This window comes from Pedobacter sp. FW305-3-2-15-E-R2A2 (assembly GCF_038446955.1).
Taxonomy (GTDB): Bacteria; Bacteroidota; Bacteroidia; order Sphingobacteriales; family Sphingobacteriaceae; genus Pedobacter.
Genome location: NZ_CP151803.1, coordinates 371903 through 385928, shown reverse-complemented (window position 1 = coordinate 385928; position 14026 = coordinate 371903). Strand labels below are relative to the sequence as shown.

The window sequence follows — 14026 nt, the reverse complement described above, 5'->3', positions numbered from 1 at the left end:
ATATCACATTATTAAATTTCCTTAGGCAAGCCTAATTCTGCCGCTACTGCAGCTGTTTTATATACATATAGCTTATTCAGCACTTCATTAAAATCCGCTTTCAGATCAAACTGAATATCTTCATGCATCTTCTCATATTTATTAAATACAGAAAGAACAGATTTAGCAAAATAGATCATGAGCTTTTCATTGAATTTATGCAACGGAGAAAATACCCCTTCGTTGAAATCAATGGGAACACGTTGAAAAAGGTGAATTCTAAGTTCGATCTCCGTATTCATGTCTTTTGTTACCTTAAAATGATGGGTAATGCTTCCATTCAGCTTTCTCATTTTTAGCAAAGCATCTTTGGAATTCATTTTCCGACCAGACAACAGTTCAGCGATTTCCAGATCAATCTGTGCTCTTAGTTTCTCCTGCCGCTCTACTAAGTCCTGTTCATTTTCCAGCAATTTAAAATGCAGGTGTTCTGTTAAGATCTTGTCTTTGGCGATCAACCTGAGCAAAAGCTTGTCCTTTTCCTTTTCAGGAAGGGATTTTATTTCCAGCTTAAGGTCTTTATGCTCGCTTAGTAACATCTAGAAAGGGTTATCTTTTAAATATTTCTCCCAGTTCCAGGCAGAAGACATCATCACATTGATATCCAGTTCAGCTTTCCATCCTAAATCCCGTGCTGATTTAGTTACATCTCCCCAAACTTTCTCAATATCGCCCTCTCTTCTGGCACCGATCGTATAACTTAATTTCTCTCCTGTTGCTTTTTCAAAGGCTTCGATCACCTGCAGTACTGTAGAACCTGTACCAGTCCCTAAATTAAAGACTTCATAATTAGATTCTGCTTTATCGCTTTCCATTCTTCTGATGGCAGCGACATGCGCTTTAGCCAAATCAACAACATGGATATAATCTCTGATCGCACTGCCGTCCGGAGTATCATAATCATTTCCATAAACCGTAATCGGACCACGTTTACCGATCGCAGATTGTGTAATAAAAGGGACCAGGTTTTGTGGAACGCCTATTGGTAACTCACCAATCAGCGCAGTATGATGTGCACCAACCGGATTAAAGTAACGCAAAGAAGTCACCCTTAGACCAGGAGTCACCGCACAGGTTTCCTGCAAAATCTCTTCTGCAATCTGTTTGGTATTTCCATAAGGAGATTCCGCTTTCTTTACCGGCGCACTTTCTGTTACCGGCAAAACATCCGGCTGACCATATACTGTACATGAAGAAGAGAAAACCAAATTCACTTTACTATCAAAACCATTGATAATATTGATCAATGAATAAAAGTTATTCCTGTAATATTTTAATGGCTGCTGTACAGATTCACCTACTGCTTTAAATGCGGCAAAATGAATCACTCCGCTAATGTCTGCATGCTTAGTCGCAAATTCTTTCACTTTCAGTTCATCACATAGATCAAGTTCTACAAATTCAGGTTTCTTTCCTGTGATGGCTTCTATCTGGTTAAGAATTTTGGGGTTAGAGTTCGAAAAATCATCAACAATCACCACTTCATATCCCGCATTGTAGAGCTCTACAACGGTATGTGATCCGATAAATCCCGTACCACCTGTTACTAGTATTTTAGACATTTTTAATTAACGATTATAGGTTGTAAAATCTTTGTGTTCTTTATTAATCAATGCATCAGCAGGTAAAGATTTAAAATATTCATAAGTAATCTTCAGCCCTTCTGCCCTGCTTACTTTAGGTTCCCAGCCAAGAATTTCTCTTGCTTTTGTAATATCCGGGCGTCTTTGCTTAGGATCATCAACAGGCAGATCCCTCAACACCAGCTTCTGACTTGTTCCGGTAAGTTTGATGATTTCTTCACCAAATTGCTTGATCGTGATTTCATCCGGGTTACCAATGTTAACAGGCATGGCATAATCACTCAACAACAATCTGTAAATCCCCTCTACCAGATCATCCACATAGCAGAATGAACGGGTTTGAGAGCCATCACCAAATACGGTCAGGTCTTCTCCACGTAATGCCTGTCCGATGAAAGCAGGCAACACACGTCCATCATTCAGACGCATTCTTGGGCCATAAGTATTGAAAATCCTAACAATTCTGGTTTCTAAACCATGGAAAGTATGGTAAGCCATGGTCATTGCTTCCTGAAAACGCTTTGCTTCATCGTATACGCCTCTCGGACCTACAGGGTTTACATTTCCCCAATATTCTTCCGGCTGAGGGTTTACATTTGGATCGCCATATACTTCAGAAGTAGACGCAATCAACATCCTCGCATTTTTACTCTTTGCCAGACCCAATAAATTATGTGTCCCCAGGGAGCCTACCTTTAAAGTTTGAATCGGGATCTTTAAATAATCAATAGGACTTGCCGGAGATGCAAAATGAAGGATATAATCCAATTCACCTGCAACATAGACAAACTTAGATACATCGTGATGGGCAAACTCAAAGTTCTCCAGTTTAAAAAGATGTTCAATATTTTTGAGATCACCTGTGATCAGGTTATCCATTGCGATAACATGGTAATCTTCTTTGATGAACCTATCGCATAGGTGTGATCCTAAGAACCCTGCGGCTCCCGTAATTAATACTCTTTTACGTCCCATTAATCTATAAGTTTACGGCCAACACTGTTATAATAATAGCCTAAGTCGATCATTTTCGACAAATCGTATAAGTTACGTCCATCAAAAATCACTTTATTACTCAGCACTTCTTCCATTTTCTCAAAATCAGGATTCCTGAAGACAGACCATTCCGTAGCAATCAATAAAGCATCTGCATGTTGCAATGCCTCATACTGATCCTCCACATAATTGATTTTATCTCCTAAAAGTCGCTTCACATTTGCCATTGCTTCCGGATCAAAAGCCGTCACCGTTGCGCCATGTTTAACCAGCTCATCGATGATATACAAGGCAGGAGCTTCACGGATATCATCCGTTTCCGGCTTAAATGCCAACCCCCATAAAGCAAAATGTTTGCCTTTCAGGTCACCTTTATAATATTTCAGCAGTTTATCTACCAATACTGTCTTTTGTTTCTCATTCACTTCCATAACCGCTTTCAGGATCTGGAAATCGTAATCATTCTCATCTGCAGATTTTGCCAATGCCTGAACATCTTTAGGGAAGCAGCTTCCGCCATACCCGATTCCAGGGAAAAGAAAGCGTTTACCAATCCTTGCATCCGATCCAATTCCTTTACGTACTGCATCTACATCTGCTCCAACAATCTCACAAAGATTGGCGATCTCGTTCATAAAAGTGATTTTTGTCGCCAGAAAGGAATTTGCTGCATATTTTGTCAGTTCTGAAGAACGTTCGTCCATAAACAAGACCGGATTTCCTTGTCTAACATACGGACCATACAATTCAGACATTAGTTTCTGAGCTCTTTCACTTCTGGTTCCGATTACGACACGGTCTGGCTTCATAAAATCTTCCACCGCTACACCTTCGCGTAAAAACTCCGGGTTAGAAACCACATCAATTTCGATGTCGGTATGTGCTTTAAAAACCGCCTGAACTTTATCTGCAGTCCCCACAGGAACCGTAGACTTATTCACAATGACTTTGTATTCAGTAACTAATTTAGAAATGTCTTTTGCTGCACCAAGAATATAAGAAAGATCTGCTGCCCCATCTCCTCCCGGAGGAGTTGGCAATGCCATAAAGATAATCTGCGCATCCTTAATTCCATGAGCCAGATCGGTGGTAAAAGTCAACCTCCCCTGTGCAATATTCCGGTGAAATAATACGTCAAGTCCTGGTTCATAGATCGGTACCTGACCTTCCTGCATTTTCTGTACTTTGGCCGCATCTATGTCTACACAGATTACTTTATTTCCTGTTTCTGCTAAACAAGTACCGGTAACCAAACCCACATATCCTGTCCCAATAACAGCTATTTTCATATATTAATTACGTTTTAATTTTAATGGAGTATCTTCGGCTAAGATAATAAATAAACACACAAAATGCTTTGGCTTTATAATATAGGAATCTCATTTTACGGATTAGTCGTTAGCGCATTTTCTATATTCAATTCCAAGGCCAAACTATTTAGTCAGGGTCGAAAAAACATTTTTGACCATATAGAAAAAACCGTTGACGGTACAAAGAAGCACATTTGGTTTCACTTTGCTTCTTTAGGAGAATTCGAACAGGGAAGACCCCTTCTGGAAAAGATAAAGGAATTACATCCCCAAAAAAGAATAGTTATTACATTTTTCTCCCCATCGGGATATGAGATCAGGAAAAACTATGCACTTGCTGCCGGCGTTTTTTACCTGCCGTTGGATACGGCCAGCAATGCCAAAAGATTCATTTCGCTGATCAATCCGGAGATGGCCATCTTTACCAAATATGAGTTTTGGTATCATTATTTCAAAACCCTGAATGACCAGCAAATCCCGCTTTACCTCATTTCAGGAATATTCCGGCCAAATCAGATTTTCTTTCGCTGGTATGGCTCATTTCATCGTCGGATCTTAGGTTTTGTAGACCATTTTTTTGTACAAAATACGGAGAGCGTTAATTTGTTAAAACAGCTTCAGCTGGAAAATGCAAGCCTGAGTGGCGACACCCGTTTTGACCGGGTAGCAGAAAATGCGTTATCCCCTAAAAAAGTCACACTTGTGGAAAACGGATGGATCAACAGCCCTGTATTCATCGCCGGATCAACATGGCCCGCAGATGAACGTTTAATCGCCGTTTTAATTCAGCAACAACCAGATTGGCAATTCATCATCGCCCCTCATGAAATTGACGAAGCCCATATCCTTGACATTGAAAAACTGATTCCGGGAGCTGTCCGCTATTCGAACTTACAGAATGGGGCAGCGAATACGGCCCAAATCTTAATTATAGACAATATCGGATTGCTTTCTTCGCTCTATCAATACGCTCAAATTTCTTACATCGGAGGAGGCTTTGGCGTAGGCATTCATAATACCTTAGAAGCAGCCGCATTTGGCATTCCAGTTATTTTTGGTCCTAAATATGATAAATTTCAGGAGGCAAAAGACCTGATCGCCCTTACTGCAGCCAGGAGCATTGAAACAGAAAGCGACCTTTCTGCAGCCTTTATCCATTTTAGAGAAAATAAAGAAGCTGGAAAGATCGCCCAAAAATATGTAAATGAAAAAACGGGATCAACCCGTCAGATTCTGGAATTTATAGAAAAGCAGTTTTAGTCTTTTACCATTGCAACCAATGCCTCGATGAATTTAGGATCATCATTCAGACTGGCAACCAGCTGGACTTCTTCTCCACCCAGTGCCCTAAACTCTTCGTGGTATTCCACACTTACTTCATATAAGGTCTCCAGACAATCCGCTACGAAAGCCGGACAGAATACCAATAGTCTCTTTTTACCCTTTTCAGCAAGCTCTTTTAAAACTTCACTGGTATAAGGTTGTACCCATGGTTCTTTTCCTAACCTGGACTGGAAACATACGGAATACTTTTCCGCTGGAATATTTAAACGTTTGGCAATCAGCCTTGCCGTATCATGGCATTGTGCAGAATAGCAAAACTTATTGACATCTGTTAAGGTAGCACAGCAATCATTTTTTTTCAGGCAATGCTGACCGCTATGGTCGCATTTTTTCAATTGCCTTTCCGGTAAGCCGTGAAAACTGAACAAAATCTGATCATAACTTTCCGGTTGATACTTTTCTGCATTTTGAGCAAAAGTATCAATCATCAATTCATTATCATGAAAGGAATTAATGAAACTTATCGGTGGAATCGTCTGCCATTTACCCACCAGCTCCATTACTTTCTGGATCACAGAGCCTGTACTGGCGGAAGCATATTGAGGGAACAATGGAATCACCTGTATACTTTCTACCATCGCCGCTTTTAGCTTATCTAAAGCGGAAGCAATAGAGGGATTTTGGTAGCGCATGGCTAACTCTACATGGTATTCGTCGCCAAGTTTCTCCTGAACCATAGCCACCTGAATCTTGCTGAAATACAACAATGGCGAGCCATTTTCATCCCATATCTCTTTATACAACTTAGAGGTCTTCGGACTGCGAAAAGGAACAATGATGCCCTTTACCAGTAATGTTCTTTTGAAAGCATTGATATCAATTACCCGCTCATCCATCAGAAACTCATCCAGATATGTCCGTACATCACTTACTTCCGGACTGTCCGGAGTTCCCAAATTCACTAGTAATACGCCCTTTTTTCCCATAATTTTAGCAAAAATAACTAATCAATTGATTATAACCCTGTATCTCTTAAGGGAAAACCAATAATTACTTTTTAATGATGTTTGATTATTTTAATAAGATTCCAGCTTAGCTTTAACCTGCTCCATCAGCCACATCGGCGTAGAGGTTGCCCCACAAATTCCAACTTTATCCTGAGCAGAGAACCAATTCAGGTCGATCTCCTCTATGTTAGAGATAAAGTAAGCGTTGGCATTGTATTTTTTGCACACATCATACAATACTTTTCCATTGGAGGATTTCTTGCCGGATACGAAGAGAATTTTATCGAAATTAACGACGAATTTCTCTAAATCACCGTATCTGTTGGAAACCTGTCTGCAAATGGTATCATTTGCTTTCACGTCATATCCCTTGCTGATCAGTTCTTCTTTGATGTGGTAAAATTTGTCGGTGCTCTTTGTGGTCTGGCTATACAGGGTAAACTTCGGAGGCAGTGCCACGTTATCCAGTTCCGCAAGGTCCTGAAAAACAATCGCTTTTCCATCGGTCTGCCCCTGCAACCCAATGACTTCAGCATGGCCATGTTTACCAAAAATCAGAATCTGTTCGTCCTCATCATGAGAATTTTTAATCCTGTTCTGCAGTTTTAGTACCACCGGACAAGAGGCATCAATTAAGATCAGTTCATTCTCTAAGGCGAGCTGATAGGTGGACGGTGCCTCTCCATGTGCACGGATCAGAACTTTCTCCTTTTTCAATTCACGCAATTGTTCATGATCGATGATTCTTAGTCCTTTCGCTGTTAAGCGCTTCACTTCCTCATCATTGTGTACAATATCGCCCAGGCAATACAAATATTCGTCTTCTTCGAGAATGTCTTCAGCCATGTCAATCGCATACACCACTCCGAAACAAAACCCTGATGCCTTATCTATAGTTACGGCTAAATCGTATTTCATAAATCAATTATATAGAAATCAATGAGGCTACAAAATTACACAAAAAGAGTTTGATATGCTACTTCTTATCACCAACACCTGAGAATACCTTATTCCAGATGTTACTGAACAACAGCAATACCAGGGCCAGCATTTGCAGCGGATGAAGCAAAATATTGGGAACAGGATGCTGGGCCGACAAAAATGAAGTCATGACCCTCGATAAAAAGATCAGACCGAAAGGCAAAACCAGTAACGCAGGTTCCAACTCAATGGCCATGACGATGGGGCCGGCGACGACAAGAATTAAATAGAGCACTGCGACTAAGACATTGTTGTTAAAGTTGAGCATCAGGCGCCCGGAGAAAGGAAGAAAATCAGGCTTTAATTGTCTTTCTCCTAAATAAATCAACCTATTACCTAGTAAAACATCTGCTTTCAGTCCCTCCTGCTTTACCATTTTACAAATTTCTACCGCCCTGGATGCATTTCTTTTAACCCTTTCGTTCCATTTAAACTGGCGATATGCTGTGGCATCGAAAAACAGGCAGGATTCACTCGCCGTTGCAAACACAGGGTGATTGATCAAGCGGACCAGCCTTAATGGAAACAAATTTAGCAAGACAAAGTCAGTTAAAGGATAAACGCAGTTTGCTAAAAGTCCTGTGTTTTTTTGGGTTGGGATTACACTGAGTAAAGCGAGATTAAACACTTTAACCCGATAAATCAGGCTATGAATAAAACCCTTCTTCAGCAGGGTATTGGCCTCTAAAAATAACAAATAATCGCCGGTTACTTCCTCTGCAGAAAAAGGGACTGCTCCGGATTGAATAATGATTTGCAAATGTTTATAATCCTGTGCAGCGATAGATGCCAATAATTCATCCGCTTCAGACTTTTCTTTTTCGACCCTAATGATCAGGGAAACCCGATCTGTAAACTTTCTTCCATAATTCCCCATTTTCGGGTTAGACAGGAAATTAAATAGGGTGACTGAAAAACGTAATACTAAGAAAACGAGGACGGTATAAATGAAAATGATCATGCCACCTCTTTACTTTGTTTACTGACGGCATTGTTATAATGTTTGTTGTATTCTCTTTTCAACAACTGCAGGCTCATATATTCCTCCGCTTCCCAACTTAAGAGGTGACTTTCGGCTTTTGGCTTTCTTTTATCAAAGTAATCGATGAGTGTTGCGGAGAATACGATCTGGAATTTCTTTTTGGAAGCATTGATCAGCTGCATTACCCCTCTTTCAAATGAAATGCTATTGATATAACTCGTATAAAGCTTTCCCTGAGGAAACAACAGCACCAGGTTTTGTGGCTGATCCAATAGTTGTCCGGCATAGATCAATGTTTCTACCACATCTTTGCCTTTGGTATCCGCAGCGAAAGCACCCAGATATTTCAGAAACCATTGCTTCCGGTAGTCTTCATCTGTCACGAGTACATGGAATTCTTTTTTAAATACCAATTTATTCAGCTGGAACATCAAAAAACCATCCCACCAGCTAAAATGGTTAGACAAGAGTAATATGGCTTCATCTTCTTTAAGCTGAAGCCTGTTATAAGTATAGCTGGAAAAGTCCTTCTTTATGATATAAGCGATATACCAGGAAAAGAATTGAAAAATTATTGGGCTTTTACGGGACCGGTACATCCCTCTAAAATGAGAAAAATAAGCTTTAAATGCAAAAACTAACTTAAATAAACCCGGTCTTCTTCTCCCTCTACATCAATAACCACGTCCACATGTTCTTTTAAAACTGTCGACATTTGCAGTCCTACGAAATCTGTAGCAATGGGAAATATTTTATGACTCCTGTCTACCAACACTACTGTTCTGATTTTTTTATGTGGCGTATTCAGAAAAACACCCAGGCCATACGCCAGTGTTTTTCCACTATTCAACACATCATCCACTAAAATAATCACTTTATTTTTCCAGTGACTTTCGTCTAAGTCGGTATTGGCAACGAGCTTCGTACTTACGCGGTCAAGGTCAACCTTCAACATGGTGATCTTAAGATCAGAAATCTTAGACAATACCTTTTTTAAACGTAATGCTATCTTATAGCCCCTATCCCATATTCCGGCCAATACAATTTCCTTCTCATCCAGGTTATCTTCCAATACCTGGTAAGCGATCCTGTTAATCTTTTGTTGTATCTGCTTCTTATCAAGAATAAGCAATTGAGATTCTGCCATTTGTTATTTCATTGTTTATACTACAAAAAGAACGATTTTAAGGGTCATATTCAAATATTTGAAAAATATTTTCTAAATGATGCAACGTTTCATGCCTCGCAGCGTCTAATCCATATAAACCTTAACAAACCCACAACATGAAAAGTACGATCATATTTAAGTCTGCCCTACCTGTACTTCTTGCATTTTCACTAAATACCCTGACTGCAACAGCACAACAGAGCAAAAATATAGCACTTACCCATTTCAATGAGGTAAGCGTAGCCAGTGGAATAGACCTTTACCTTACGCAAAGCAATTCAGAAAACATCAGGATCAGCGGAAATGAAAACCTGATTAAAAATATAGAAGTAGAAAAAAGCGGATCTTCCCTGAATATCAGATACAAAAAGAGCATCAACCGGCAGCACACTTCTAAAGGTGAGACTTTAAAAGTCTATGTAAACTACAAGACTTTACAGGCCATTACCGCCAGTGGAGGTAGTGATGTCTATGGACAAAATGCATTAAAAACAACTTCACTTAAAATTCAGGCCTCAGGAGGTTCTGATATCAAAATGGAGATTGCTGCAAAAGATCTGGAACTAAACGTTAGTGGCGGCTCTGATGCCAACCTTAAAGGAACAGTAACCAATATGAACATCCAGTCGAGTGGAGGCTCAGATGTGGACGCCCTCAATCTGGTATCTGAATATGCTAAAGTGGCTGCAAGTGGCGGTTCTGATGCCAATGTGCATGTTACAAAAGGATTAGAAGCCAATGCCAGTGGCGGAAGTGACATCAATTACAAAGGAGATCCAGCTGTAAATAAGACATCATCCTCGAAAAGCGGAGACGTAACGAGAATAAAATAATTTAGACCATTAGTTTTTAGTTTATCCCTACACAGGAATTCCTGGTAGGGATTTTTTTGCTTCTTTATATGAGAATCCCCTTATTTTCCGCGCTGATCAGTTTTATTTTCTTAGCCAGCAATGTCCACAGTCAATCCATTTCAAAAGAACGTCTGGATAGTGTGCTCTCCAGCTTCTCTAATCCGGAAGAGCCTGGTTTTGCCATCAGTATTGTCCATAAAGGAAAAACCGTATATGCAAATGGATTTGGCCTTGCCGATGTCAAGACAGGTCGGAAGAATACCATCCATACCCCATTCAATATTGCTTCTGCTTCGAAACAATTTACCGCAGCCTGTATCTATTTACTGGAACAACAAGGGAAACTAAAAACCACAGACCGGCTTTCAAAATACATTAAAGGACTTCCCGCCTATGCGGACACGATTACGATAGCACACCTGATTCACCATCAGAGCGGACTTAGGGACTATGGTACTTTATCATGGCTCAGGGACATGAGAATAAACAATAAGGATACGGATAAAGACGCCTACAACATGCTCGCAAATCAGCAGTCATTAAATTTCAAACCCGGTGAAATGCATAGCTATACCAATTCCGGTTATTATTTTCTTTCTAGAATTGTAAAGCTGGTGAGTGGACAGGATCTGTCAAAATTTGCTAACCATCAAATTTTCAGACCCCTTGGGATGAAAAACACCGGATTTTCCAGAACCCATCAGGTCCGGGGAAAAGCCAATGCTTATATGAGCAGCAAGAAGGATTATATGGAATGCAATGCGACCTCTCCGATTATCGGTCAGTCAAATATCTATAGCTCCGTTGACGATTGGGACAAATGGTTTAACGAAATGAAGACACACCAACTCCTTGGGGATAAAGTGTGGAAAAAAATGACTACACCAGGAATCAACAACGACGGAACAGCTTTAACTTACGCAGGCGGCCTGGAAACCAAACCATTTCAGGAAAAACAAATGATTAGTCATGCGGGAGATTTGCCAGGTTACCATAGCTTTGTGGGCTATTTTACAGCCGATGACCTAGGCATCGTCATATTGACCAATAATGATGATTATTCCTGTCAGGACATTCTTCAATCTGCTCAGGACGCCATCTATGCAAAGAATAATACCAGCGGCCTTGTTAAAAAAAGCCCGCAGAAAACAGATGAAAGCACTAAAACAATTGACGACATCACAAAGTACACTGGAACCTACCAGATTGATGCACACCCTGAACGCAAATTCGAACTTGTTAATAACAACGGTGCATTATTTGTAATTCAGAGGTGGAATGAAACGAGGTATCCGATTTTACCCCTTAAAGATTCTTTGTTCTACCTTGAAGGTGTAGATATCACCTTTGGATTTAAAGATCAGCAACATCAACAGTTTTCTAAAATGGGAATTACCCAAGACGGAAAACTTACCTGGACAACCAGGATAAACGATTCCGGAATTAGCGACCAGGAGCTGAATGAAGCTTCGGGTGGCTATTATAGCAAGGAAATCAACGGGCACTATATCCTGAAGAAAAACGGAACACATCTTGATCTTTTAATCGGCTCCGTCCATTTAAAACTAGTATCCCTTGGCAAGGAAGGACAATTCTATGTCTTGGGACCGGGATTTACACTTAGCCTCAGAAAAAACAAAAGCCATCAGATTGATGGCTTTACATTAGATCATGTCCGGATAAAAGGTCTGCTCTTCACAAAAGAATAGCACAGCGCTATTTTTTATACGGATAATAAATAAAGTTGGCTCCTTCAGGAACGATCACAAAGACACACATAAAATCTTCGGGCTTTTTGTAGCTTTTCAGAAATAGCGCTTTCTTTTCAGGATTAATGATTCCTTTTTCTACAAACTCATCCATTGTAGAGGCCTGGATAGTCCATTCAGTATTCAATTCTTTTCTGTCCAGAATAATTTCTCCTATGCTCACTGTATGTTGGTGGGCAACGAAAATAGGATGTGTCGAAATGCCTTCCGACATAATTGCAATAGAGACTTCCTTAACAGAGTCTGAATACAATTCAAGATCTTTTTCTAAACTCACCAGTGGACTTTGTTTTTTAGGCTCTTCTTTCGAACCCTCCGGCTGCTGAGGCAATAACTCTTCAATATCCATTCTAATATATCTTATTTGCTTAAAGAACTTCCGGAGAAGTACTTCCTGTAAATTTTAACAAAACTACGTTTTCAACATGTTGGGTATGCGGAAACATATCCACAGGCTTAATGCGAACGACTTCATATTTCTCTTTTAACAAAGCGAGATCTCTTGCCTGTGTAGCTGCATTACAGCTTACATAAACAATCTTCTCTGCCTCCATCTCCAGTAACCGCGCCACAACATCTGCGTGCATTCCTGCCCTTGGCGGATCCGTAATTACGACATCAGGCTTGCCATGTTCTGTAATAAACTGAGTAGTCAGAATATCTTTCATGTCACCTGCATAGAAAACAGTATTGTCAATGCCATTCAATGCAGAATTGAATTTAGCATCTTCAATTGCTGTCGGTACATATTCCACGCCAATCACCTGTTTTACACTGGAAGCAACAAAGTTGGCAATCGTTCCAGCGCCTGTATATAAATCATAAACCAGTTCATCTCCGGAGAAACCCGCAAATTCTTTGGTGATCTTATACAATTCATGTGCCTGCATAGAATTTGTTTGGTAGAATGATTTTGCACCAATCTTAAACTTCAACCCATTCATTTCCTCAAAGATGTGATCTCTTCCGGCATAGGTAATGACCTCCTGATCGAAAATAGTATCATTTTTCTTTTGGTTCATGATGTATAAAAGCGAAGTAATCTCCGGGAAATTAATTTTCAAGTGCTCCATCAGGCCATCTGCCTGCTCCTGCTCCACATAAGCAAAAACCACCACCACCATCACTTCTCCCGTGGAAGAAGTCCTGATGATCAGATTTCTCAAACTTCCTTCATGGTTGCGAAGGTCATAAAAGCTCATCCCATTTTCCAGTGCATAACTTCTCACCGTATTTCTCAAAGTGTTGGAAGGCTCAGCCTGCAAATAACAATGCTCGATATCCAGGATCTTATCAAAACGCAAAGGAACGTGAAAGCCCAGGGCATTCATTTCCAACTCCACTTTTTCTGCTCCCGCATCCACTTCTCCGTTTTCAGATAGAGACTCTGCCACTGGCATGTCCTGTTTGTTCAACCAGCGTTTGTTAGAAAAAGTATATTCCAGTTTATTACGGTAATATTTATTCTCGGCAGAACCTAAAATAGGTTCCATAGTAGAAGTGTCAATTTTAGCCAGTCGCTGCAGTGCAGCTTCCACATTTTTATGCTTAAATGTCAATTGCGCATCATAACTCATGTGTTGCCATTTACAGCCACCACAGGTTCCGAAATGCTGACAAAAAGGATCTGTTCTCAGTTCTGATTTTTCGTGTAATGATTCAATTACAGCCTCAGCAAAATTTTTCTTTTTCTTTACTACACGAACATCAACGACGTCGCCCGGTACAGCTTTATCCACAAATACCACCAATTCATCTGCTTTACCTACCCCTTTGCCTTCTTCAGCAATATCAATAATTCTTAGATTGGGAATAATGGTTACCGTTCCGGATTTTCTATTTCTACTCATTATGCCGCAAATTTAAGATTTTTTCATTAGAATATATTTGTTTTTTATCGGCCATAAAGCCTGCTTAAGGAGGCTTCATTCCGGTCATTTCTTCTACATCATTTTCCTTCTTCGGAAGTTTCAGCGCCTTTCGAATAAAGCAGATTAATAAACGGTAAGGGGAAATTGGAATTTCAAGACATAGGGATTTCCTGTCGGCATTT

At 40.1% G+C, this 14026-nt stretch carries 14 protein-coding genes; 3 read left to right on the top strand and 11 right to left on the bottom strand.

Features of this window, described 5'->3' with window-relative positions; translation table 11 throughout:
* Positions 1-11: 11 nt before the first annotated feature.
* The 4 genes from AAFF35_RS01530 to AAFF35_RS01515 are packed head-to-tail and all read right to left on the bottom strand — an operon-like array spanning position 12 to position 3907.
* Positions 12-578: a hypothetical protein gene (locus AAFF35_RS01530; RefSeq protein WP_342330571.1), complete on the bottom strand. Its 567-nt coding sequence runs from the start codon at positions 576-578 to the stop codon at positions 12-14.
* Complete coding sequence (galE, locus tag AAFF35_RS01525; RefSeq protein WP_342330570.1) at positions 579-1601, bottom strand: UDP-glucose 4-epimerase GalE; 1023 nt, start codon at positions 1599-1601, stop codon at positions 579-581.
* 6 nt (positions 1602-1607) lie between these two features.
* Entirely contained in the window at positions 1608-2597 is a 990-nt protein-coding gene (locus tag AAFF35_RS01520) for a UDP-glucuronic acid decarboxylase family protein (RefSeq protein WP_342330569.1), read from the bottom strand.
* Positions 2597-3907, bottom strand: a complete 1311-nt coding sequence (locus tag AAFF35_RS01515) for a UDP-glucose/GDP-mannose dehydrogenase family protein (RefSeq protein ID WP_342330568.1) — start codon at positions 3905-3907, stop codon at positions 2597-2599. Before AAFF35_RS01515 ends, AAFF35_RS01520 begins: the two co-directional genes overlap by 1 nt.
* A gap of 63 nt (positions 3908-3970) precedes the next feature.
* Here AAFF35_RS01515 and AAFF35_RS01510 point away from each other — a divergent pair, with 63 nt between their 5' ends.
* Complete coding sequence (locus AAFF35_RS01510) at positions 3971-5188, top strand: glycosyltransferase N-terminal domain-containing protein (RefSeq protein WP_342330567.1); 1218 nt, start codon at positions 3971-3973, stop codon at positions 5186-5188.
* Here AAFF35_RS01510 and hemH read toward each other — a convergent pair.
* The 5 genes from hemH to AAFF35_RS01485 form a co-directional block, all read right to left on the bottom strand.
* Positions 5185-6198, bottom strand: coding sequence for a ferrochelatase (gene hemH, locus AAFF35_RS01505; protein WP_342330566.1), 1014 nt, complete (start codon positions 6196-6198; stop codon positions 5185-5187). The two genes, AAFF35_RS01510 and hemH, sit on opposite strands and share 4 nt — an antisense overlap.
* Before the next feature lie 90 nt (positions 6199-6288).
* A complete protein-coding gene (locus tag AAFF35_RS01500) occupies positions 6289-7137 on the bottom strand; it encodes a 4-hydroxy-3-methylbut-2-enyl diphosphate reductase (protein WP_342330565.1) in 849 nt (282 codons plus the stop codon).
* A 58-nt stretch (positions 7138-7195) separates the two neighbouring features.
* A complete protein-coding gene (locus tag AAFF35_RS01495) occupies positions 7196-8161 on the bottom strand; it encodes a hypothetical protein (RefSeq protein ID WP_342330564.1) in 966 nt (321 codons plus the stop codon).
* Entirely contained in the window at positions 8158-8781 is a 624-nt protein-coding gene (locus AAFF35_RS01490; protein ID WP_342330563.1) for a 1-acyl-sn-glycerol-3-phosphate acyltransferase, read from the bottom strand. The genes AAFF35_RS01495 and AAFF35_RS01490 overlap by 4 nt, the downstream gene beginning before the upstream one ends.
* Before the next feature lie 38 nt (positions 8782-8819).
* Positions 8820-9329 carry a phosphoribosyltransferase family protein gene (locus tag AAFF35_RS01485; RefSeq protein WP_124585048.1) on the bottom strand — a complete coding sequence of 170 codons (510 nt, stop codon included), beginning with the start codon at positions 9327-9329 and terminating at the stop codon, positions 8820-8822.
* Between the two features lie 137 nt (positions 9330-9466).
* Between AAFF35_RS01485 and AAFF35_RS01480 the strand changes: the two genes are divergently transcribed.
* Together AAFF35_RS01480 and AAFF35_RS01475 are read left to right on the top strand one after the other, a co-directional pair.
* Positions 9467-10183: a head GIN domain-containing protein gene (locus AAFF35_RS01480; RefSeq protein WP_342330562.1), complete on the top strand. Its 717-nt coding sequence runs from the start codon at positions 9467-9469 to the stop codon at positions 10181-10183.
* A 68-nt stretch (positions 10184-10251) separates the two neighbouring features.
* Positions 10252-11913 (top strand): serine hydrolase domain-containing protein, encoded by a 1662-nt coding sequence (locus AAFF35_RS01475; protein WP_342330561.1) that lies wholly within the window; start codon positions 10252-10254, stop codon positions 11911-11913.
* A gap of 7 nt (positions 11914-11920) precedes the next feature.
* Here AAFF35_RS01475 and AAFF35_RS01470 read toward each other — a convergent pair whose 3' ends face one another.
* Positions 11921-12322 carry a hypothetical protein gene (locus AAFF35_RS01470; RefSeq protein WP_342330560.1) on the bottom strand — a complete coding sequence of 134 codons (402 nt, stop codon included), beginning with the start codon at positions 12320-12322 and terminating at the stop codon, positions 11921-11923.
* Positions 12323-12341: 19 nt separating this feature from the next.
* Positions 12342-13823 carry a 23S rRNA (uracil(1939)-C(5))-methyltransferase RlmD gene (gene rlmD / locus AAFF35_RS01465; RefSeq protein ID WP_342330559.1) on the bottom strand — a complete coding sequence of 494 codons (1482 nt, stop codon included), beginning with the start codon at positions 13821-13823 and terminating at the stop codon, positions 12342-12344.
* Between the last annotated feature and the right edge of the window lie 203 nt (positions 13824-14026).